This window comes from Streptomyces sp. NPDC029139, assembly GCF_055564335.1.
The window spans coordinates 413,643-434,708 of the sequence record NZ_JBVHWN010000002.1; the positions used below are offsets into that span (position 1 = coordinate 413,643).

Here is a 21,066-nt window from a genome sequence, read left to right on the forward strand (position 1 = left end):
CGACCTCTGGGGATGTCCCCAGGGGGAAGGTGATCAGTGGTGGCCGTGGCCGCTCTGGATCTCCTTGTACTCCTCGGCGGTCGGCTTGGCGATCTGGTTGTCCTCGCCGTAGTAGCTCTTGCTGAGCTTGACCCGGAGCTTCTCGGTACGGCTGACCTTGCGCTCCACGCCGTTCTCGTCGACCAGCGGGCCGAGCTCGGCCGGCTTGTTCTGCTCGTGGGCCGTGAGCTTGTACAGCTCGCCCTGGCTCAGCGGCTGGTGGACCTCGACGAACTCACCGTGCGGCAGGCGCTTGATGATGCCGGACTCGCGTCCGTGCAGCACCTTGTCCTTGTCCCGGCGCTGGAGGCCGAGGCAGATCCGCTTGGTGATGATGAACGCGATGACCGGGCCGACGAAGAAGGCGATCCGGACGAACCACGTGATCGAGTTGATCGACAGGTGGAAGTGGGTCGCGAAGATGTCGTTTCCACCACCGACGAGCATGATCATGTACGCGGTGATCCAGGCGACACCGAAGGCGGTGCGCGTCGGAGCGTTGCGCGGGCGCTGCGCGATGTGGTGCTCGCGCTTGTCGCCGGTGATCCACGACTCGATGAACGGGTAGACCGCGATCGCGGCGAGCATCAGCGGGAAGATCACCAGCGGGATCATCACACCGAGGACCAGGGTGTGACCCCAGAGGTTGATCTCCCAGCCCGGCATGACACGGATCAGACCCTCGGCGAAGCCCATGTACCAGTCGGGCTGGGCGCCGGTGGAGACCTGGTCCGGCCGGTAGGGGCCGAGCGCCCAGATCGGGTTGATCGAGGCGATCGCGGAGATGACCGCGATGACACCGAAGACCAGGAAGAAGAAGCCTCCGGCCTTGGCCATGTAGACCGGCAGCAGCGGCATGCCCACGACGTTCTTGTTCGTACGGCCGGGGCCCTCGAACTGCGTGTGCTTGTGGTAGAAGACCAGGATCAGGTGGGCGACCACCAGGCCGAGCATGATGCCGGGCAGCAGCAGGACGTGCGCCGAGTAGAACCGGGCCACGAAGTCGCCGCCGGGGAACTCCCCGCCGAAGAGGAACATCGACAGGTACGTGCCGACGACCGGCACGGACAGGATTGCGCCCTGCATGAAGCGGACACCGGTGCCGGAGAGCAGGTCGTCCGGGAGCGAGTAACCGGTGAAGCCGGTGAACATGCCCAGGAAGAACAGCAGGAAGCCGAACAGCCAGTTGATCTCACGCGGCTTGCGGAACGCGCCGGTGAAGAACACGCGCATCATGTGCACGAACATGCCGGCGATGAAGATCAGCGCCGCCCAGTGGTGGATCTGCCGGATGAGCAGACCACCGCGCACGTCGAAGGAGATGTGCATGGTCGAGTTGAACGCCTCGGACATCAGCTGTCCCTGCAGCGGGACGTAGCTGCCGTGGTACTCCACCTCGTTCATCGACGGGTGGAAGAACATCGTCAGGTAGACGCCCGTGAGGATGATGATGATGAAGCTGTAGAGGCAGATCTCACCGAGCATGAAGGACCAGTGGTCCGGGAAGATCTTCCGCATGTTGGCCTTGGCCAGGGAGTAGATCCCGAGACGGCCGTCGGCCCAGTCGGCGACCCGCTCGCCGGCGGGTGCCTTCTTCTTGGTGTCGGTCACAGTGCTCATCCGCGCTCCCAGAAGGCAGGACCGACGGGCTCGTCGAAGTCGCCGAGCGCCTCGAGGAAGCCCTTGTCGTTCACGCCGATCCGCAGCTGCGGGAGGGCGTGACCGGCGGGGCCGAAGATGACACGGGCGCCGTCGGACAGGTCGAAGGTGGACTGGTGGCACGGGCAGAGCACGTGGTGCGTCTGCTGCTCGTACAGGGAGATCGGGCAACCCACGTGGGTGCAGATCTTCGAGAAGGCGACGATGCCCTCGTGCGACCACTCGAGCTCGCGCTTGTCCTTGATGTCGTCCGGCTGGATGCGGACGATCATCAGGGCGGCCTTGGCGATCTGGATCTGGAAGTCGTGGTCGTGCTCCGAGAGGCCCTCGGGCATCGCGAAGGTCAGCGAACCGACCGCGACGTCCTCGGGACGCAGCGGCTCGTGCGTGTTCATGTTGATGAGCTGCTTGCCCTTGGCCCACAGCGTGGTCCGGAGCTTCTTCTCGGGCAGCGGGCCCATGTCACGCAGGAGCACGAGACCGGACAGCGGTACGAGGGAGAGCGCGCCGAACATCGTGTTGCGGATCAGCTTGCGCCGGCCCATGCCGGACTCGGCGGCACCGGCCGCGAAGTCCGCCATGACCTTCGCCTTGGTCTCCGGGGAGGCCTCGATCGGGTGACGCTCGTCGGCGATCTCCACGTCGGACATCAGGGTGCGGGCCCAGTGGACCGCGCCCGCGCCGATGAAGAAGAGGGCGAGACCGAGCGTCCAGCCCAGGGCGAAGTTGAGCGCGGACACCCGGCCGAAGGGCCAGATGTACACGATCTTGTCGACCGGGAAGATCACGTACGAGGCGATGAAGCCGACGGTGGCCAGCATCGACAGCGTGAACATGAAGGCGACCGCACGCTCGGACCGCCTGGCGGCCCGCTCGTCGATGTCCTGGATGCGCGGCTTGTGGGGGGGAAGGCCCGGGTCGGCGAACGGGTCGTCGAGGACCTTCACCGCGCCGTGCGCGGTGTCCTGCTCAGCGGGCAGGTTCTCTTCTGGAATCTCTTGGCTACTCATGACTTCTTGGCCTTAGCGGTGTGGGCCGCGACCCAGACGGCAACTGCGATCAGTCCACCCAGACCGAAGATCCAGCCGAACAGACCCTCACTGACCGGGCCGAGGCCGCCGAGCGAGAGACCGCCCGGGTTGTTGGCCTTCTCGCCGTTGACGGCCTGGACGTACGCGATGATGTCCTTCTTCTCCTTCTCCGGCATGGTCGTGTCCGGGAAGGAAGGCATGTTCTGCGGGCCGGTCTGCATGGCCTCGTACAGGTGCTTCGGGCTCACGCCTTCGAGGCTGGGGGCGTACTTGCCGTGCGTCAGCGCGCCGCCCTCACCGGTGAAGTTGTGGCACTGGGCGCAGTTGGAGCGGAACAGGTCGCCACCACGGGCGATGTCGGCACCGTCGGGGCTGTACTGCGACTCCTTCGGCGTGATCGGGCCGGCACCGAGGGAAGCGACGTACGCCGCGAGCTGATCGATCTCAGCCTGCGTGTAGATGTTCTTCTTCTTCGGTACCTGGGCGCCGGGCTGCTGGGCCGGCATGCGGCCCGTGCCGACCTGGAAGTCCACGGACGCCGAACCGACGCCGACCAGGGACGGGCCGTCAGAGGTGCCCTGACCGCCGGTTCCGTGGCAGCTGGCGCAGCCGACGGAGTAGAGCTTCTTGCCCTCCTCGATGGCGAGGGACTGGGCGGTTTCATCGGCCTTCGCCGTGCCCGCGGGCGCGAACGCGGCGTACAGCCCCCCGGTGGCCGCCAGCGCGAGGAGTAGGACGACGACCGCCGCCAGCGGATGGCGTCGTCGTGCGGAGAGCTTTTTCACGGATTACCCCGGTGTCAGGATCTTCTGCGTCGGTGCTTGCTGGATGTCTCGGTTCGCCGAGGTGGCGACCGATTACTTGATCATGTAGATCGTGGCGAAGAGGCCGATCCAGACGACATCGACGAAGTGCCAGTAGTAGGACACGACGATGGCGGCGGTTGCCTGCTCGTGAGTGAACCTCTTGGCGGCGTACGTCCGGCCCAGGACCAGCAGGAAGGCGATGAGACCGCCCGTCACGTGCAGGCCGTGGAAGCCGGTGGTCAGGTAGAACACCGAGCCGTACGGGTCCGACGAGAGCGAGAGACCCTCGTGCTTGACCAGCTCGGTGTACTCGAAGACCTGGCCGCCGATGAAGATCGCACCCATCACGAACGTGATGATGAACCACGTCCGGAGCTTCTTCACATCGCCCCGCTCCGCGGCGAAGACGCCGAGCTGGCAGGTGAGGGAGGAGAGCACCAGGATCGTGGTGTTGGTCGCCGAGAACGGGAAGTTCAAGGCATCGGCCTTTTCCGTCCAGAACTCGGCACCCGTCACCGATCGCAGGGTGAAGTACATCGCGAAGAGGGCCGCGAAGAACATCAGCTCGGAACTCAACCAGATGATGGTTCCGACGCTGGTGAGGTTCGGTCGATTGACCGACGGGTGCGCGTGCCCGGTTTCTACTGTCGTTACTGTCGCCACGACCGACATTATGTCGGTCGCTTATCCCGCCCTCACTCCGGGGGGTGCCGTTCGGAGTGTCAGGGGTGCGTGTCCAGCCCGAACGGCCCATCGAAGCGGACTCCCTGGCGGTGTCGAACCGGTGTTGACGAGGTGTGGGACGGAGTAGCATCCGCCGCATCGGTTGATGACCTTCACGGAGGAACGATGCAGTCGAGCGCCACGGTCCTGGTCTACAGCGACAACGCGAACACGCGGGAGCAGGTGCGGCTGGCTGCGGGACGCAGGCCCGCGGCCGACGTTCCCCCGGTCGAGTTCATCGAATGCGCGACACTCCCGGCCGTGCTGAAGCGGCTGGAGGAGGGCGGCATCGACGTCTGCGTCCTGGACGGGGAGGCCGTTCCCGCGGGCGGGATGGGCGTGTGCCGGCAGATCAAGGACGAGATCTTCCACTGCCCGCCCGTGCTGCTCCTGATCGGCCGCCCGCAGGACGCCTGGCTGGCCACCTGGAGCCGCGCGGACGCCGCGGTCACCCTTCCGGTGGATCCGGTCGAGTTCGCGGCGTCCCTGGCCGCCCTGCTGCGTTCCCGGCTCTCCATCGACGCCTAGGCGAGACCCTGGCGAGCCCCTAGACAAGGGGCCGCAGGCGGGTGGGGTCGGGCTGGTGGGCGGCGCTCTTGGCGTCGGCCACCAGGGCGCTGCCCTGGCGCCACTTGTCCCAGGCGAGGTTCCAGTCCCCGAAGCCGTTGCCGAAGGGGTCCATGGTGTCGCCGGCGCTGTTGACCGTCTGCACGATGTCGCCGGGGCGGACGGTCTTGAAGAACCAGGCCGCGTTCCCTGTCGACATGCCGACACAGCCGTGGCTGACGTTCGCCACTCCCTGTGAGCCGACCGACCAGGGCGCGGCGTGGACGTATTCACCACTCCAGGTGACTCGGGTCGCGTAGTAGACGGGCAGGTCGTACGACTCCGAGCTGCCCGCCGCGATGCCGACGGTGGTGCTGCGCATCCGTACGAAGTACTCCTTGCCGAGCACGACCTTGATGCCGTTGCGCGTGGAGAAGCCCGGCTTGCCGGTGGTCACCGGAATGGTGTTGATCACTTTTCCGTTGCGCCGCACGGTCATGTAGTGCGAGCCGGCGTCCGCGATGGCCTCCACGTGGTCGCCGATGGTCAGCCGCAGCGGCTTCGAATCCGCGCCGTACAGCTTGTCGCCCACCTTGACGCCCGAGAGGTTGGCGGCGACCGAGACGGTCGCGCCCGCGGGCCAGTACTCCTTGGGCCGGAAGTGGAGCTTCTTGTCGTCCACCCAGTGCCAGGAGCCCTCGACCGAGGGGGTGGAGCGGACCTTCAGGGCCCGTTCGACGACCGCCCTGGCCGCCCGGTCCTTGACCGGGACGCTGAGGTCGGCCGTGATCGGCTGTCCGACGCCGTACGTGCCCGCCTCCGGGCCGAACTTCACGCTCAGCCCCTGCTTGGCCGGGGAGGTCTCGAAGGTGTACGTACGGACGCCGGGGGCGCCGTCCTCGTCCTCCGTGGAGACCCTGACGGTGTAGCGCGCGCCGGCCGTCAGCGAGCCCGTGGAGCGCCAGCGCTGCCCGTCCGCGGTGAGCTCGCCGGCCAGGTGGCGCCCGCCCGCGTCGGTGGCCGTCACGTCCGTGATGCGGCTGTCCGAGCCCTTGGCCGTGATCTCCAGCGCCTTGGCCGGGTCGGCCTTCTTGCCGTCGGCCGGGCCGCTGAAGGAGACCTGCTCCGCGGCGTCGTACGGCCTCGCCGACAGCGGATGGCCGTCGGGACCCCCGCAGGCCCCGGCGCCCGCGGTCACGGCGAGAGCCAGAAGAGTGCAGCTCACAACAGTCCGAATGCGCGGCGTGTCGTTCATGACATCACCGTAAGAACATTCTTCGCACCCAGCGCGCCGAGTGCTGCAAACGAGGGGCCCGGGCACTTCGGTGACGAAGTGCCCGGGCCCCTCGGGGGTGTTACGGGGTCCTGCTACTGGTTCTGGTTCTCACCGCGGTAGAACTCGAACACCCAGCCGAACAGGCCGACCAGGAGCAGCGGCGCCGAGAAGTACAGCAGCCACCATCCGATCGCGACCGACAGGAAGGCGAGCGCACCGCCGATGCCCAGCGAGAGCGGCTGCCAGCTGTGGGGGGCGAAGAAGCCCACCTCGCCGGCCTCGTCCGCGACGTCGGCCTCCTTGTCGTCCTGCGCCATGGCGTCGACCCGCCGGGCCGTGAAGGCCAGGTAGTAGCCGACCATGATGCAGAGACCGAAGGCCAGGAAGAGCGCCGTGGTGCCGACCGGCTCCTTCGACCACACGCCGTAGAGGATGGCCATGGCGAGCACGAAGACGCTCAGCCAGATGAACAACCTGCCCTGGAACTTCACTTGCCGGCCTCCTTGCCGCCCGTGAGAGCCACGGCCTCGTGCGGCTTGTTCTCGAGCTGGTCGACCGCCGCGATCTCAGGGTGGTGCAGGTCGAACGCCGGGGATTCGGAACGGATCCGCGGCAGGGTGAGGAAGTTGTGCCGCGGCGGCGGGCAGGAGGTCGCCCACTCGAGCGAGCGGCCGTAGCCCCACGGGTCGTCGACCTCGATCTTCTTGCCGTACTTGGCGGTCTTCCAGACGTTGTAGAAGAACGGCAGGATCGACATGCCCAGCAGGAACGAGGAGATCGTCGAGATCGTGTTCAGCGCGGTGAAGCCGTCGGCGTCGAGGTAGTCCGCGTAACGACGCGGCATGCCCTCGGCACCGAGCCAGTGCTGCACCAGGAAGGTGCCGTGGAAGCCGATGAAGAGCGTCCAGAAGGTGATCTTGCCGAGCCGCTCGTCCAGCATCTTGCCCGTGAACTTCGGCCACCAGAAGTGGAAGCCGGCGAACATCGCGAAGACCACGGTGCCGAAGACGACGTAGTGGAAGTGCGCGACGACGAAGTACGAGTCGGAGACGTGGAAGTCCATCGGCGGCGAGGCCAGGATGACGCCGGTCAGACCACCGAAGGTGAAGGTGACCAGGAAGCCGATCGTCCAGAGCATCGGTGTCTCGAAGGACAGCGAGCCCTTCCACATCGTTCCGATCCAGTTGAAGAACTTCACGCCGGTCGGTACGGCGATGAGGAACGTCATGAAGGAGAAGAACGGCAGGAGCACGCCACCGGTGACGTACATGTGGTGCGCCCACACGGTCACGGAGAGACCGGCGATGGCGATCGTCGCGGCGATCAGACCGATGTAGCCGAACATCGGCTTGCGGCTGAAGACCGGGATGATCTCGGACACGATGCCGAAGAACGGCAGCGCGATGATGTACACCTCGGGGTGTCCGAAGAACCAGAAGAGGTGCTGCCACAGCAGCGCCCCACCGTTGGACGCGTCGAAGATGTGCGAGCCGAACTTGCGGTCGGCCTCCAGCGCGAAGAGCGCGGCGGCCAGCACCGGGAAGGCGAGCAGGACCAGGACACCGGTCAGCAGCACGTTCCAGGTGAAGATCGGCATGCGGAACATCGTCATGCCCGGAGCGCGCATGCAGATGATCGTGGTGATGAAGTTGACCGAGCCGAGGATCGTGCCGAAGCCGGAGAAGGCCAGACCCATGATCCACATGTCGGCGCCGACACCCGGCGAGCGGACGGCGTCCGACAGCGGGGCGTAGGCGAACCAGCCGAAGTCGGCCGCACCCTGCGGGGTGAGGAAGCCGGCCACCGCGATGAGCGAGCCGAAGAGGTACAGCCAGTACGCGAACATGTTCAGCCGCGGGAACGCCACGTCGGGCGCGCCGATCTGCAGCGGCATGATCCAGTTCGCGAATCCGGCGAACAGCGGCGTCGCGAACATCAGCAGCATGATCGTGCCGTGCATCGTGAACGCCTGGTTGAACTGCTCGTTCGACATGATCTGCGTGCCCGGACGGGCCAGCTCGGCGCGCATGAAGAGCGCCATGAGTCCGCCGATGCAGAAGAAGGCGAACGACGTGACGAGGTACAGCGTGCCGATCGTCTTGTGGTCTGTGGTGGTCAGCCACTTCACCACGACATTGCCGGGCTGCTTGCGGCGTACCGGGAGCTCGTTCTCGTACGAGTCCTCAGCCGCGGCCGCACCCTGGGGTTCGTTGAGGATGCTCACAGTTGGTTCTTCTCCGCATTCCTGGCCGGGTCCGTCTGCTCAATGCCCGACGGGATGTAGCCGGTCTGCCCCTTCTCCGCCAGCTCCTTCAGGTGCTGCTGGTAGCGCTCCGGAGAGACCACCTTGACGTTGAAGAGCATCCGGGAGTGGTCGACACCGCACAGCTCGGCACACTTGCCCATGAAGGTGCCCTCCTGCGTCGGGGTCACCTCGAAGGAGTTGGTGTGGCCCGGGATGACGTCCTGCTTCATCAGGAAGGGGACCACCCAGAAGGAGTGGATGACGTCACGGGAGGTCAGGACGAACCGGACCTTCTCACCCTTCGGCAGCCACAGGGTCGGACCCGGGTTGCCGTTCTGCGGGTTCCGGTCACCGGGGATGCCCGCGTCGTAGACGCCGCCGGCGTTCTCCGGGAAGTCGTTGAGGTACTTGTCCGGAATGGCCGCCAGGTTCTTGTCGGTCTTCGCGTCGCCCGTCACACCGGGCACGTTCTCGACGTAGTTGAAGCCCCAGCTCCACTGGTAGCCGACCACGTTGATGGTGTGGGCCGGCTTGGGGGAGAGCTCGAGGAGCTTCGACTCGTCGCGCGCCGTGAAGTAGAAGAGCACGGAGACGATGATGAGCGGGGTGACCGTGTACAACGCCTCGATCGGCATGTTGTACCGGGTCTGCGGAGGAACCTCGACCTTGGTGCGGCTGCGCCGGTGGAAGATGACCGACCACAGGATCAGCCCCCAGACCAGGACGCCCGTGACGAGCGCGGCCGCCCACGAGCCCTGCCAGAGGGAGAGGATCCGAGGGGCCTCTTCCGTCACCGGGGTGGGCATACCAAGGCGGGGGAAGTCTTCCCAGTTGTACGAGCAGCCGGTGGCTGTCGCCAGGATCAGGCCCGCAGTCAGCACCTGCGGCAGCTTCCGCCGCATCGGGCGCCGAGACGTGGGGGTACCACCCGCGCCTTGGCTGCGGGGGAGGTCGGAGCCGTTGGGACTCACGTAGCGCCTTCCCGAGAGTCTCGGCCCGCGCTGGTCGGCCACGGCCGTCCGTCTGGCTGGTCGGTCGCCGCCCCGGCCGCGGGCAGGGGTTTGGATGTTTATGCGGACCAAACCCTACTGGACGCTATTTGGGGTCGCGCGGGGAGGGTGCCCAACGCGCCGTCCGACTCCCCGAAGGGGTGGACGTGATCATTCCGCGACGGGGTCGCATGGGCCTCCCGCAGGCTTTTCGCGGGCTTTCCGCCGGCTTCCCGCGGGCACGATCGACGGCGCGCGCCGGGCATCTGACGGGGGCTTGGGCGGTGCGACGCTCTACCGTGTCGGTGTGCCCTACTTCGATGCCGCCTCCTCCGCCCCGCTGCACCCCGTGGCCCGCCAGGCGCTGCTCGCCTCCCTGGACGAGGGCTGGGCCGACCCGGCCCGGCTCTACCGCGAGGGGCGGCGTGCGCGGCTGCTCCTGGACGCGGCGCGGGAGGCGGCGGCGGAGGCGGTGGGCTGCCGTCCCGACGAGCTGGTCTTCACTCCTTCGGGGACGCGCGCGGTTCACTCCGGAATTTCCGGGGCGCTCGCGGCGCGTCGGCGTGTCGGAACCCGGCTCGTGGTCTCCGCGGTCGAACACTCCTCCGTCCTGCACGCCGGCGAGGCGCACCTGGCGGCGGGCGGATCGCTGACGGAGGTGCCGGTCGGCCGGTCCGGCGCGGTGGACCCCTCGGCCTTCGCGGCGGCCCTGGAGGAGGGGACGGCCCTGGCGTGTCTGCAGTCCGCCAACCACGAGGTGGGGACGGTGCAGCCGGTGGCGGAGGTCGCGGAGGCGTGCCGGGAGGCGGGGGTGCCGCTGCTGGTGGACGCGGCGCAGTCGCTGGGGTGGGGGCCGGTGGAGGGCGGCTGGTCGCTGCTCGCCGCGAGTGCGCACAAATGGGGCGGGCCTGCGGGTGTGGGGCTGCTGGCGGTCCGCAAGGGTGTCCGCTTCGCCCCTCAAGGTCCGGCGGACGAGCGGGAGTCGGGGCGGGCGGCCGGTTTCGAGAACCTGCCGGCGATCGTGGCCGCGGCGGCCTCGCTGCGGGCGGTGCGGGCGGAGGCGGAGGCAGAGGGGGCCCGGCTGCGGGGTCTGGTGGACCGGATCCGCGCGCGGGTGCCGGAGCTGGTGGCGGATGTGGAGGTGGTGGGTGACCCGGTGCGCCGGCTCCCCCATCTCGTCACCTTCTCCTGCCTCTACGTCGACGGGGAGACGCTGCTGCACGAGCTGGACCGGGAGGGTTTTTCCGTTTCATCCGGTTCGTCGTGTACGAGTTCCACGCTGACGCCCAGCCATGTGCTGCGGGCGATGGGGGTGCTGAGCGAGGGCAACGTCCGGGTGTCGCTGCCGGCCGGGACGCCGGAGGCGGACGTGGACCGCTTCCTGGAGGTGCTGCCGGCGGTGGTCACGCAGGTGCGGGAGCGGCTGGGGGCTCCGGAGGCGGTGACCCGGGAGGGCACCGCGGGTTCCCTCGTGGTGGACGCCCTGGGCAAGCGCTGCCCGATCCCGGTCATCGAGCTGGCGAAGGTGATCGACGACGTCCCGATCGGCGGCACCGTCACCGTCCTCGCCGACGACGAGGCGGCCCGCCTGGACATCCCCGCGTGGTGCGAGATGCGCGGCCAGGCGTACGTGGGCGAGGAGCCGTCCTCGCGGGGCGGCACGGCGTACGTGGTGCGGCGGGTGGCGTAGCGCCCGACGCGAGGTGGCGCGGGGGCACGGTGCCGCGCCCCCGCGCTCCCGGGTCAGGACAGGTGCGCCTGGACCTCGGCGGCGGCGTCGCTGCCGTAGGCCTTCGTGAAGCGCTCCATGAAGTGGGCGCGGCGCAGGGTGTACTCCTGGGTGCCGAGGGTCTCGATCACCAGCGTCGCGAGCATGCAGCCGACCTGGGCCGCGCGCTCATGGCCGACACCCCAGGACAGACCGGTCAGGAAGCCCGCGCGGAACGCGTCGCCGACGCCTGTGGGGTCGACCTTGGCCTCCTCGTCCGGGCAGCCGACCTCGATGGCCTGCTCGCCCGCGCGCTCGATGCGCACACCGCGGGAGCCGAGGGTGGTGACCCGGTGGCCGACCCGGTCCAGGATCTCCGCGTCGGTCCAGCCCGTCTTGGACTCGATGAGGCCCTTCTCGTACTCGTTGGAGAAGAGGTAGGTGGCGCCGTCGAGCAGGGTGCGGATCTCGTCGCCGTTCATCCGGGCGATCTGCTGCGAGAAGTCGGCGGCGAAGGCGATCCCCCGCGTCTTGCACTCCTCGGTGTGGCGCAGCATCGCCTCGGGGTCGTCGGCACCGATGAGGACCAGGTCGAGGCCGCCGACACGGTCCGCGACCGCCTTCAGCTCGATCTGCCGGGCCTCGCTCATGGCGCCGGTGTAGAAGGAGCCGATCTGGTTGTGGTCCTTGTCCGTGGTGCAGACGAAGCGGGCGGTGTGCAGGACCTCGGAGATCCGCACGGAGCCGGTGTCGACGCCGTGCCGGTCGAGCCAGGCGCGGTACTCGTCGAAGTCGTAGCCCGCCGCTCCCACCAGGATCGGGTTGCCGCCGAGCTGGCCCATGCCGAAGCAGATGTTCGGGCCGACGCCTCCCCTTCTGATGTCGAGGTTGTCGACGAGGAAGGAGAGGGAGACCGTGTGGAGCTGGTCCGCTACGAGCTGGTCTGCGAACCGGCCGGGGAAGGTCATGAGGTGGTCGGTGGCGATGGAGCCGGTGACTGCGATACGCACGGCTGGGCGCTCCTGCGGGACGGAAAGCGGTTGACAGTCCACGCTACCGGGTGGGAAGCGCCCTGCCGAACAGTGGAAACTACCCCAGAGTAGGTCTTTTCCGTGGAGCCGCGGCGTGCGTACGGTGCGGCTATGTCCACGTACCCCGCTCCCCGGGAGCATCAGGAGTCCGAGCTCAGCCTGGCCCAGCTGTGCGGCGACAGCGCGCGGATGGCCCCGCACTGGGTGGTTCCCCCGGACACCGCGCCCGCCCGGGTCTCCCCCGCGCTCATCCACGGGGTGGTCGTCCCGCCCGCCTCGGCGCGTCTGATCGACGCCACCTCCGAATACGGAGCCTGAGGACGGAACCACCCGCTCGCCCGTTCCGTCCCACCGATGTCTTCCGGACAGGAGTGAAGGAGCGATGCGGTGAGCGGTACGGAGAACCGGCGAATGCGGCACCGGCCGCTGCTCGTGGCCTCGGTGGCGGCGAGCGTCCTGCTCGCCGGGGGCGGCGGGGTGTATCTCGCCACCACGGCGTCCGGCGGCGATGCGACACGACCTTCCGGGGCGGCCGCTCCCCCGCCACTGAGGCTCGACGGCAGGAGCGGCACGGACGGCGGGCCCGGTATCGCGCCGGGTGAGCCCGATCCCGGCGGCGGCGTGGTGTACAAGGCCGAGCGACCTCTCCCCGGCGGGCCCTCGTCCGCGGCGGTCCACCGGCCCGAGGGCCGGGTCACGTCGGCGGAGGTGACGCGGCTGGCGGCGGCCCTCGGCATCGCGGGCGCGCCGAGGCTGGAGGGCGAGGTCTGGAAGCTGGCGCCGGAGAAGGACGGCCAGGGTTTGCGGCTGGACGTGTCGGCGAAGGCGCCCGGCAGTTGGACGTTCTCGCGGTACGACGGGGGCCCGGCCGGCGACACCTGCCTCAAGGGCAGGGCGTGCCCGCCCCCCGGAGAGACCAAGACCCCGAGCGGTGGACCGGTGAGCGAGGCGGCGGCGCGGGCGGCGGCCACGCCCGTGCTGAAGGCGATCGGCCAGAAGGACGCGAAGCTGGACGCGAGCCAGCTGATGGGCTCGGTACGGGTGGTCAACGCGGAGCCGGTCGTGGGTGGGCTGCCGACGTACGGCTGGTCGACCGGGATCCATGTCGGGCCGGGCGGTGAGCTGGTCGCGGGCAGCGGGCAGCTGAAGGAGCCGGCGCGGGGCGCGGACTATCCGGTGATCGGGGCCGGGAAGGCGCTCGAGGAGCTGAACAAGGCGTCCGCGGGGGCGGGCACGATCGGAATCGGCGGCTGCGCGACCGATCCGCCGGCGGGAACCGCGGACGACCGCCCCACGACGACCTGCGAGCCGGACGCGAAGCCGAAGGAGCTGGCGGTCACGGGCGCGGTTCTCGGGCTGGCGGCCCAGTTCGTGGACGGCGGCGAGCGGGCGCTCGTACCGGCCTGGCTGTTCCGGGTGGAGGGGGAGGCGGGGGCGAAGCCGTCCACCGTCGTACAGACGGCGGTGGCCCCGGAACATCTGGCGCCTCCGGCGAAGCCCAGCCCCACCCCGACGCCGACGCCGGATCCGGACGAGGGCACGGCGCCCGAGCGGCGCATCGAGTCGTACCGGGTCGACGGCGCCGGGACGAAGCTGTCCGTGACCTTCTGGGGCGGTGTGTGCAGCGAGTACACGGCGTCGGTCCGGGAGAGCGCCGACAAGGTCGCCGTGCGGGTGACGGAGCGACCGACGGACCCGGGCAAGGCGTGCATCGCCATCGCGGTGGAGGTGACCCGGACGGTGACGCTGGAGCAGCCGCTGGCCGGGCGGGTGGTCGTGGACGCGGCGAGTTCGGAGCCCGTACCCCGTAAGTGAGGCTGATGTACGCACGAAGGCGGCCGCCCGGATGTCCGGGCGGCCGCCTTCGTGCCTACGACCGACGGCTCAGCTGAACGAGTCGCCGCAGGCGCAGGAGCCCGTGGCGTTCGGGTTGTCGATCGTGAAGCCCTGCTTCTCGATGGTGTCGACGAAGTCGATGGAGGCGCCGCCCAGGTACGGGGCGCTCATGCGGTCGGTGACGACCTTGACGCCGTCGAAGTCCTTGACGACGTCACCGTCGAGCGAACGCTCGTCGAAGAAGAGCTGGTACCGCAGGCCGGAGCAGCCGCCGGGCTGTACGGCGACGCGCAGCGCCAGGTCGTCGCGGCCTTCCTGGTCGAGCAGGGCCTTGACCTTGGCCGCGGCAGCGTCAGACAGGAGGATGCCGTCGCTGACAGTGGTCTTCTCGTCCGATACGGACATCTGCTTCTCTCCCGGTTTGTACGGAGACTGCTTGCCGACGGTTGCAACCGGCGGGGCCCGGGATTCATTCCGGGCGAGGCCGCGTCTTCACGTCTTTTCCCTTTCATGCTCGCACACCCGCCGAGGGACCAGCGCCGATCCGGCGAGCGCGAATTCGTCACATCGACACTATGGCCATCGTCAAACTGACGTGAAGCGGTTATGATAGATAGCGTCATTTAGACGAAAAGTCGTCCGCCAGATCCTCGCAGAAAGAAAGGGTGCGTGACGTGACAACGGCCCATCCTCGTCAGGAGCTCGCCGTCCAGCCGACGCCGCTCGCCCTTCTGCTGCTCGGCCGCGAGGCCGACCCGAAGAGCGAGCGCGGAGTGGAGTGCCCCGGCGACCTTCCGTCGCCCTCCGACCCGGACCTGGTGGAGCGCGCCCGCGCCGCCAAGGAGAAGCTCGGGGACAAGGTCTTCGTCCTCGGCCACCACTACCAGCGTGACGAGGTCATCCAGTTCGCCGACGTCACGGGCGACTCCTTCAAGCTCGCACGCGACGCGGCGGCCCGCCCGGAGGCCGAGTACATCGTCTTCTGCGGTGTGCACTTCATGGCCGAGTCGGCCGACATCCTCACCACCGACGACCAGAAGGTCGTGCTGCCGGACCTGGCGGCCGGCTGCTCGATGGCCGACATGGCCACCGCCGAGCAGGTCGCCGAGTGCTGGGACGTGCTGACCGAGGCCGGGATCGCCGAGCAGGTCGTACCCGTCTCGTACATGAACTCCTCGGCCGACATCAAGGCCTTCACCGGCAAGCACGGGGGCACGATCTGCACCTCGTCGAACGCCAAGCGCGCCCTGGACTGGGCCTTCGAGCAGGGCGAGAAGGTGCTCTTCCTGCCGGACCAGCACCTGGGCCGCAACACCGCCGTCCGTGAGATGGGGATGACGCTGGAGGACTGCGTCCTCTACAACCCGCACAAGCCCAACGGCGGTCTGACCGTCGAGGAGCTGAAGAACGCCAAGATGATCCTCTGGCGCGGTCACTGCTCGGTGCACGGCCGGTTCTCGCTGGACTCGGTGAACGACGTGCGCGAGCGGATCCCGGGTGTGAACGTGCTCGTGCACCCGGAGTGCAAGCACGAGGTCGTGGCGGCGGCGGACTACGTCGGCTCGACCGAGTACATCATCAAGACGCTGGAGGCGGCCCCGGCCGGCTCGAAGTGGGCGATCGGCACGGAGCTGAACCTGGTCCGCCGCGTGGCCAACGCGCACCCGGACAAGGAGATCGTCTTCCTCGACAAGACCGTCTGCTTCTGCTCGACGATGAACCGGATCGACCTGCCGCACCTGGTGTGGGCGCTGGAGTCGCTGGCCGAGGGCAACCTGGTCAACCGGATCGAGGTCGACAAGGAGACGGAGAGCTTCGCGAAGCTGGCTCTGGAGCGCATGCTCGCGCTTCCGTAGCTTCCCCGCTCCCCCGCACGAGGGCCCGGCGGCACACGAGGTGTCGCCGGGCCCCTGTCGTGCCGAACGCGGTCAGAGGTCCAGCGCGTCCAGCCTGTCCAGCAGGGTCGCGTCCGCGGGGGTCACGTCCGGCTGCTCCGGGTTGTCCGCCGAGCCGTCGCGCTCGGCCTTCTTCGCCGCCCTCTTCTTCGCGCGGCGCTCCTTGCGGAGCTCAACCATCGCGTAGAGCGTCGGGACCAGCAGCAGCGTCAGCAGCGTGGAGGTGATCAGACCGCCGATCACCACGACCGCCAGCGGCTGGGCGATGAAGCCGCCCTCGCCGGTGATGCCGAGCGCCATCGGGAGCAGCGCGAAGATCGTCGCCAGCGCCGTCATCAGGATCGGGCGCAGACGGTGGCGGCCACCCTCGACGACCGCCTCGACGACACCGAGGCCCTGTGCGCGGTACTGGTTGATCAGGTCGATCAGGACGATCGCGTTGGTCACCACGATGCCGATCAGCATCAGCATGCCGATCATCGCCGGGACGCCCATCGCCGTCCCCGTCAGCAGGAGGAGACCGATCGCGCCGGTCGCCGCGAACGGGATGGACACCAGCAGGATCAGCGGCTGCACCAGCGACTTGAAGGTCGCCACCAGGAGCATGAAGACGATCGCGATCGCCGCGAGCATCGCCAGGCCCAGGTTGGCGAACGCCTCGGACTGGTCCTCGGAGACTCCGCCGATGGAGGCCGTCGCGCCCTCCGGCAGGTCCAGCGCGTCGATCTTCGTCTGGAGCTCGGCGCTCACCGCGCCGGTGTTGTCACCGGTCGGCTTCGCCGAGATCGTCGCCGCGCGGGCGCCGTCGATCCGGGTCATCGACACCGGGCCGGGGACCAGCTTCACCTCGGCGATGTCGCCGAGCTTGACCGGGCCGAGCGGCAGCGCCTTGAGCCCCTCCATCGTCGTGGCCGGGTTCGCCGAGGTCAGGACGACGTTCCGCTCGGTGTCGTCGAGGATCGCCTTGCCGGCCGGGGTGCCGCGGACCGCCTGGGCGACGGCCATGCCGAGCGTCGTGTCGTCGAAACCGAGGTCCGCCGCCCTGGCGTTGGCCTTGACGGAGATGCGCGGGACGGACTGGGACAGGTCGCTCTGGACGTCGGTGACGTCGTCGAGCTCCGTGACCTCGGCCTTGACCGCGTCGGCCGCCTTCTTCAGGGTGCCGGCGTCGGACGCCTTGACCACGACGCTCAGGTCCTGGCTGCCGAAGCCGTCGCCCGCCGCGATCGTCGTGTCGCCGATGCCGTCGAGCTTGCCGAGCGCCTGGTCGATCGCGTCGCGGGTCTTCTCGTACGACGCCGAGTCCTCCAGCGTCAGCTGGTACGAGGCCTGGTTGGCCCCCGTGCCGCCGCCGAACGCCGCCATGAAGCCCGAGGAGCCGACCGTGACCTGGTAGTCCTTCACGCCGTCGGTGGAGGAGAGGACCTGCTCCACCTTCTTCGCGGCCTCGTCCGCGGCCGCCAGGCTGGTGCCCGGGGCCAGCTCCTGCTTGATGCTCATGACCTCCTGCTCGCCCTGGTCGAAGAAGTTCGTCTTCAGGAGCGGGGCCATGCCGAAGGTGCCGACCAGGACGACGACCGCGATCGCCACGCTGGTGAGGCGGCGGCGGGTCGCGAAGCGCAGGACGGGGACGTACAGACGCTGGAGCCGGCTCCTGTTCTCCTTCTCCTCCGCGAGGCGCCGGGCCTCGTCCGGGTCCGCCGACGTGCCCTTGGGCGCGCGCAGGAACCAGTACGAGAGGACCGGGACGACGGTGAGCGAGACGAGGAGGGAGGCGAGCAGGGCGGCGGTGACCGTCAGGCTGAACGAGCCGAACAGCTCGCCGACCATGCCCCCGACGAGGCCGATCGGGAGGAAGACCGCGACCGTGGTGAGGGTGGAGGAGGTCACCGCGCCCGCGACCTCACGGACCGCGGTGAGGATCGCCGACTGACGCTCCTCGCCGTAGCCGAGGTGCCGCTTGATGTTCTCCAGGACCACGATCGAGTCGTCGACGACCCGGCCGATCGCGATCGTGAGGGCGCCCAGGGTCAGCACGTTGAGCGAGAGGTCACGGGTCCACAGCACGATCAGGGCCAGGACGACCGAGAGCGGGATGGAGACCGCGGTGACCAGCGTCGAGCGGATCGAGGCCAGGAAGACCAGGATCACCAGGACAGCCATGACGAGGCCGAGCGCGCCCTCGGTCGTCAGACCGGAGATCGACTTGGAGACGGCCGGGCCCTGGTCGGAGACGACGGTCAGGTCGGCACCCGCGCCGAGGTCCTCGCGGAGCCCGGGCAGTTTGTCCTTGACCGCGTCGGAGATGGCGACGGCGCTTCCGTCGTTGTCCATGGTGGCCAGGACGGCGAGGCTGGGCTTGCCGTTCGTACGGGTGATGGAGACCCGGGAGGACTCCTCCTGCTTCACCGCGGCCACGTCGGCGAGGCGGACGGCCTTGCCCCGCGCCGGCTTGATGCGCAGGTCCTGGATCTGCTGGAGCGAGGTGAAGCCGCCGCCGACCTGCACCGTGCGGCTCTTGCCGGCCTCGGAGAACGAGCCCGCCGGTACGGTTCCGCCGCCCGAGCGGATCGCCTCGGCGAGCTGCATGGTGTTCAGCCCGGCCGCGGCGAGCTTCTTCTCGTCGGGGGTGACGGAGACCTGGAGGTCCTGGACGCCGTCGATGGAGACCTGGCCGACACCGTCGATGTCCTCGAGGGCCGGGACCACCGTCCGCTCCAGCTGGCCGGCGAGTGCCTGCTGGTCCTTGTCCGAGGTGACGGCGAGGACGACGGTCGGGATGTCGTCGGTCGAGCCGGCCACGACCTGCGGGTCGACGCCGTCCGGGAGCATCGCGCGCGCCCGGTTCACGGCCTGCTGAACGTCGGCGACGAGCTGCTTGGTGCCCTCGTCCCCGTAGTCGAAGCTCGCCATGATGACCGCGTTGCCCTCGGAGGCCGTGGAGGTGACGCCCTTGACGCCGTCGACGGCCTTGATGGTGTTCTCGAGGGGTTCGACGACCTGCTTCTCGACCACGTCGGGCGACGCGCCCTGGTACGGGGCGAGGACCGAGACCATGGGCAGCTCGATCGAGGGGAACAACTGCTGTTTCAGCTGCGGTATCGCTATCGCCCCGAAGACGATGGCGACGATGGACATCAGACCGATCAGGGCCCGTTGCGCGAGGCTGAATCTGGACAGCCAGGACATGGGGTCTCTCTTCTGTGGCGTGCTCGGCAGGCGGGCTCCGGGACGGTTCCAGGGGTGCCCGACTACACGATCAGCCATGGGAGGCCGCGGATCCTCGGCCCCCGGGCCCAATTCCTCGTCCCGCGCATACCGCGTCTGGAGTACGCCGGGGTACTCCCTCACTCCACCCTTGGGCGTACCAGACCGGATTCGTACGCCGTGACCACCAACTGGGCGCGGTCGCGGGCGCCGAGCTTGGCCATGGTCCGGTTGACATGTGTCTTGACCGTGAGAGGGCTGACCGCGAGACGTTCGGCGATCTCGTCGTTGGAGTGGCCACCGGCGACGAGGACGAGGACCTCGCGCTCACGGGTGGTGAGGGCGCCGAGCCGCTCGGCGTACGCCGGTGCGTCCTGGTCGTTCGCCGGGTCCGAACTGCCGCCCTGCGCGAGGAAGGTGGCGATCAGCCCTTTGGTCGCCGCGGGCGAGAGCAGCGCCTCTCCGGCGGCGGCGATCCGGATGGCGTTGAGCAGTTCCTCCGGTTCCGCCCCTTTGCCGAGGAAGCCGGAGGCACCGGCGCGGAGCGACTGCACGACGTACTCGTCGACCTCGAAGGTGGTCAGCATGACGATCCGTACGGCGGACAGCTCCGGGTCGGCGGTGATCATGCGGGTGGCGGCGAGCCCGTCCGTGCCGGGCATCCGGATGTCCATCAGGACGACGTCGGCCCGGGTGGTCCGGGCGAGGGCGACGGCCTCGGCCCCGTCGGCGGCCTCGGCGACGACCTCCATGTCGGGCTCGGAGTCCACGAGCACCTTGAAGGCGCTGCGGAGCAGGGCCTGGTCGTCGGCGAGCAGCACCCGGATCGTCATGCGTCCTCCCCCGTACCGGCCGTCGCGGCCGTCACCGGCAGTATCGCCTGGACCCGGAAGCCACCGCCGTAGCGGGGTGCCGCCGTCAGCCTGCCGCCGAGCGCGCTGACGCGTTCGCGCATGCCGAGCAGTCCGTGCCCACCGGTGTCGGCGGGCGTCCCCTGCTGCGGTACGCCGTTGTCGAGGACGGTGATCTCGACGGTCCGGCCGACGCGGACGACGCTCACCTCGGCCTTCGCGTCGGGACCCGCGTGCTTGCGCACGTTGGTCAGCGCCTCCTGGATGATCCGGTACGCGGCGAGGTCGACGGCGGCCGGCAGGTTCGCGTCGTCGTCCGCGCGCGCCAGTTCGACGGGGAGGCCGGCGTGACGGAAGGTGGCGAGCAGTTCGTCGAGGACGGCGAGGCCGGGGGCGGGTTCGGTGGGCGCCTCGGGGTCGCCCGACTGGCGCAGGAGGCCGACGGTGGCGCGCAGTTCGTCGAGGGCGGAGCGGCTGGCCTCGCGGACGTGGGCGAGGGCCTCCTTGGCCTGGTCGGGGCGCTTGTCCATGACGTGCGCCGCCACCCCGGCCTGGACGTTGACCAGGGCGATGTGGTGGGCGACGACGTCGTGGAGGTCGCGGGCGATCCGGAGGCGTTCCTCGGCGACCCGGCGCCGGGCCTCCTCGTCACGGGTGCGCTCCGCCCGCTCGGCGCGCTCGCGGATGGCGTCGACGAAGGCGCGGCGGCTGCGGACGGCGTCGCCGGCGGCCGCGGCCATACCGCTCCAGGCGAAGACGCCGAGGTTCTCCTGGGCGTACCAGGGAGTGGGCCCGAAGATCATCGCGGCGCCCGTCAGGACCGCCATGGTGAGCAGTCCGACGCGCCAGGTGGTGGGCCGGTCGGTGCGGGACGCGACGGTGTAGAGCGCGATCACCGCGCTCATGGCGACCGGGGCCGGGCGGTCGTCGGCGATCAGCTCCAGGAGGGTGACACCGCCGGTGAAGGCGAGGACGCCGAGGGGCTCGCGCCGGCGCAGGACGAGGGCGGCGGCGCCGAGCACCATCAGCAGCACGCTGGTGACGTCGGGGACACGGTCGCCGAAGGTGGGGCCGTTCGGGCTGCCGTGCGGGTCGGCGAAGGAGCCGGTGACCATGCAGACGAGTACGGAGAGGGCGAGGCCGGCGTCGAAGGCGAGGGGGTGCGCCCGCAGCCAGCACCGGCCCCGCGCGAAGCCGCTGTCGAGGGAGGTCACATCCGGCAAC

The 21,066-nt window shown here is 69.2% G+C and carries 18 protein-coding genes; 5 read left to right on the forward strand and 13 right to left on the reverse strand.

The features are described 5' to 3' along the window. Nucleotides 1–33: 33 nt before the first annotated feature. The 4 genes from qcrB to ctaE form a co-directional block, all read right to left on the reverse strand. The gene (gene qcrB / locus ACZ4VW_RS06000; protein ID WP_467958861.1) at nucleotides 34–1,659 is read right to left on the reverse strand and encodes a cytochrome bc1 complex cytochrome b subunit; all 1,626 of its coding nucleotides are present in this window, start codon (nucleotides 1,657–1,659) and stop codon (nucleotides 34–36) included. After that, nucleotides 1,656–2,708: a cytochrome bc1 complex Rieske iron-sulfur subunit gene (qcrA, locus tag ACZ4VW_RS06005; protein ID WP_467958863.1), complete on the reverse strand. Its 1,053-nt coding sequence runs from the start codon at nucleotides 2,706–2,708 to the stop codon at nucleotides 1,656–1,658. Before qcrA ends, qcrB begins: the two co-directional genes overlap by 4 nt. Further along, nucleotides 2,705–3,514 (reverse strand): cytochrome bc1 complex diheme cytochrome c subunit, encoded by an 810-nt coding sequence (gene qcrC / locus ACZ4VW_RS06010; RefSeq protein ID WP_467958866.1) that lies wholly within the window; start codon nucleotides 3,512–3,514, stop codon nucleotides 2,705–2,707. Before qcrC ends, qcrA begins: the two co-directional genes overlap by 4 nt. Nucleotides 3,515–3,586: 72 nt before the next feature. After that, nucleotides 3,587–4,207, reverse strand: a complete 621-nt coding sequence (gene ctaE / locus ACZ4VW_RS06015) for an aa3-type cytochrome oxidase subunit III (protein ID WP_467958868.1) — start codon at nucleotides 4,205–4,207, stop codon at nucleotides 3,587–3,589. Between the two features lie 177 nt (nucleotides 4,208–4,384). Between ctaE and ACZ4VW_RS06020 the strand changes: the two genes are divergently transcribed. Beyond that, nucleotides 4,385–4,786 (forward strand): response regulator transcription factor, encoded by a 402-nt coding sequence (locus ACZ4VW_RS06020; RefSeq protein WP_467958870.1) that lies wholly within the window; start codon nucleotides 4,385–4,387, stop codon nucleotides 4,784–4,786. Nucleotides 4,787–4,805: 19 nt separating this feature from the next. Here the strand turns inward: ACZ4VW_RS06020 and ACZ4VW_RS06025 are convergent, their stop codons facing one another. The 4 genes from ACZ4VW_RS06025 to ctaC all read right to left on the reverse strand — a co-directional run bounded on the left by ACZ4VW_RS06025 (nucleotide 4,806) and on the right by ctaC (nucleotide 9,296). Next, nucleotides 4,806–6,059 (reverse strand): L,D-transpeptidase, encoded by a 1,254-nt coding sequence (locus ACZ4VW_RS06025; protein ID WP_467958872.1) that lies wholly within the window; start codon nucleotides 6,057–6,059, stop codon nucleotides 4,806–4,808. A 113-nt stretch (nucleotides 6,060–6,172) separates the two neighbouring features. Continuing rightward, nucleotides 6,173–6,571, reverse strand: a complete 399-nt coding sequence (locus tag ACZ4VW_RS06030) for a cytochrome c oxidase subunit 4 (protein ID WP_467958874.1) — start codon at nucleotides 6,569–6,571, stop codon at nucleotides 6,173–6,175. After that, nucleotides 6,568–8,304 (reverse strand): aa3-type cytochrome oxidase subunit I, encoded by a 1,737-nt coding sequence (ctaD, locus tag ACZ4VW_RS06035; protein ID WP_467958876.1) that lies wholly within the window; start codon nucleotides 8,302–8,304, stop codon nucleotides 6,568–6,570. Before ctaD ends, ACZ4VW_RS06030 begins: the two co-directional genes overlap by 4 nt. Next, the gene (gene ctaC, locus ACZ4VW_RS06040) at nucleotides 8,301–9,296 is read right to left on the reverse strand and encodes an aa3-type cytochrome oxidase subunit II (RefSeq protein ID WP_467958878.1); all 996 of its coding nucleotides are present in this window, start codon (nucleotides 9,294–9,296) and stop codon (nucleotides 8,301–8,303) included. The genes ctaD and ctaC overlap by 4 nt, the downstream gene beginning before the upstream one ends. 325 nt (nucleotides 9,297–9,621) lie before the next feature. On the opposite strand from ctaC, the gene ACZ4VW_RS06045 reads away from it, so the two are divergent. Next, a complete protein-coding gene (locus ACZ4VW_RS06045; protein ID WP_467958880.1) occupies nucleotides 9,622–11,004 on the forward strand; it encodes an aminotransferase class V-fold PLP-dependent enzyme in 1,383 nt (460 codons plus the stop codon). 53 nt (nucleotides 11,005–11,057) lie between these two features. On the opposite strand, the gene ACZ4VW_RS06050 is transcribed toward ACZ4VW_RS06045, so the two are convergent. Next, the gene (locus tag ACZ4VW_RS06050) at nucleotides 11,058–12,032 is read right to left on the reverse strand and encodes a carbohydrate kinase family protein (RefSeq protein WP_467958882.1); all 975 of its coding nucleotides are present in this window, start codon (nucleotides 12,030–12,032) and stop codon (nucleotides 11,058–11,060) included. 132 nt (nucleotides 12,033–12,164) lie between these two features. Between ACZ4VW_RS06050 and ACZ4VW_RS06055 the strand changes: the two genes are divergently transcribed. Then, nucleotides 12,165–12,371 carry a hypothetical protein gene (locus ACZ4VW_RS06055; protein WP_467958883.1) on the forward strand — a complete coding sequence of 69 codons (207 nt, stop codon included), beginning with the start codon at nucleotides 12,165–12,167 and terminating at the stop codon, nucleotides 12,369–12,371. Between the two features lie 69 nt (nucleotides 12,372–12,440). Then, nucleotides 12,441–13,868: a hypothetical protein gene (locus ACZ4VW_RS06060; RefSeq protein WP_467958885.1), complete on the forward strand. Its 1,428-nt coding sequence runs from the start codon at nucleotides 12,441–12,443 to the stop codon at nucleotides 13,866–13,868. 69 nt (nucleotides 13,869–13,937) lie between these two features. Here the strand turns inward: ACZ4VW_RS06060 and ACZ4VW_RS06065 are convergent, their stop codons facing one another. Further along, nucleotides 13,938–14,294 carry a HesB/IscA family protein gene (locus tag ACZ4VW_RS06065; RefSeq protein ID WP_018848827.1) on the reverse strand — a complete coding sequence of 119 codons (357 nt, stop codon included), beginning with the start codon at nucleotides 14,292–14,294 and terminating at the stop codon, nucleotides 13,938–13,940. Between the two features lie 260 nt (nucleotides 14,295–14,554). On the opposite strand from ACZ4VW_RS06065, the gene nadA reads away from it, so the two are divergent. Then, a complete protein-coding gene (gene nadA / locus ACZ4VW_RS06070; protein WP_467958888.1) occupies nucleotides 14,555–15,745 on the forward strand; it encodes a quinolinate synthase NadA in 1,191 nt (396 codons plus the stop codon). A 72-nt stretch (nucleotides 15,746–15,817) separates the two neighbouring features. Here the strand turns inward: nadA and ACZ4VW_RS06075 are convergent, their stop codons facing one another. From ACZ4VW_RS06075 to ACZ4VW_RS06085, 3 genes are all read right to left on the reverse strand, one after another. Continuing rightward, the gene (locus tag ACZ4VW_RS06075; protein WP_467958890.1) at nucleotides 15,818–18,973 is read right to left on the reverse strand and encodes an efflux RND transporter permease subunit; all 3,156 of its coding nucleotides are present in this window, start codon (nucleotides 18,971–18,973) and stop codon (nucleotides 15,818–15,820) included. A 158-nt stretch (nucleotides 18,974–19,131) separates the two neighbouring features. Next, nucleotides 19,132–19,824, reverse strand: a complete 693-nt coding sequence (locus ACZ4VW_RS06080) for a response regulator (protein WP_467958892.1) — start codon at nucleotides 19,822–19,824, stop codon at nucleotides 19,132–19,134. Beyond that, nucleotides 19,821–21,056: a sensor histidine kinase gene (locus ACZ4VW_RS06085; RefSeq protein ID WP_467958894.1), complete on the reverse strand. Its 1,236-nt coding sequence runs from the start codon at nucleotides 21,054–21,056 to the stop codon at nucleotides 19,821–19,823. The genes ACZ4VW_RS06080 and ACZ4VW_RS06085 overlap by 4 nt, the downstream gene beginning before the upstream one ends. Nucleotides 21,057–21,066 lie beyond the last annotated feature (10 nt).

What these genes read in the sequence shown, in the direction of transcription:
- ACZ4VW_RS06075 (WP_467958890.1), bottom strand. Translation starts at nt 18,973, where the DNA reads ATGTCCTGGCTGTCCAGATTCAGCCTCGCGCAACGGGCCCTGATCGGT.
- qcrA (WP_467958863.1), bottom strand. Translation starts at nt 2,708, where the DNA reads ATGAGTAGCCAAGAGATTCCAGAAGAGAACCTGCCCGCTGAGCAGGAC.
- qcrB (WP_467958861.1), bottom strand. Translation starts at nt 1,659, where the DNA reads ATGAGCACTGTGACCGACACCAAGAAGAAGGCACCCGCCGGCGAGCGG.
- ACZ4VW_RS06065 (WP_018848827.1), bottom strand. Translation starts at nt 14,294, where the DNA reads ATGTCCGTATCGGACGAGAAGACCACTGTCAGCGACGGCATCCTCCTG.
- ACZ4VW_RS06080 (WP_467958892.1), bottom strand. Translation starts at nt 19,824, where the DNA reads ATGACGATCCGGGTGCTGCTCGCCGACGACCAGGCCCTGCTCCGCAGC.
- ACZ4VW_RS06020 (WP_467958870.1), top strand. Translation starts at nt 4,385, where the DNA reads ATGCAGTCGAGCGCCACGGTCCTGGTCTACAGCGACAACGCGAACACG.
- ctaE (WP_467958868.1), bottom strand. Translation starts at nt 4,207, where the DNA reads ATGTCGGTCGTGGCGACAGTAACGACAGTAGAAACCGGGCACGCGCAC.
- ACZ4VW_RS06055 (WP_467958883.1), top strand. Translation starts at nt 12,165, where the DNA reads ATGTCCACGTACCCCGCTCCCCGGGAGCATCAGGAGTCCGAGCTCAGC.
- ACZ4VW_RS06025 (WP_467958872.1), bottom strand. Translation starts at nt 6,059, where the DNA reads ATGAACGACACGCCGCGCATTCGGACTGTTGTGAGCTGCACTCTTCTG.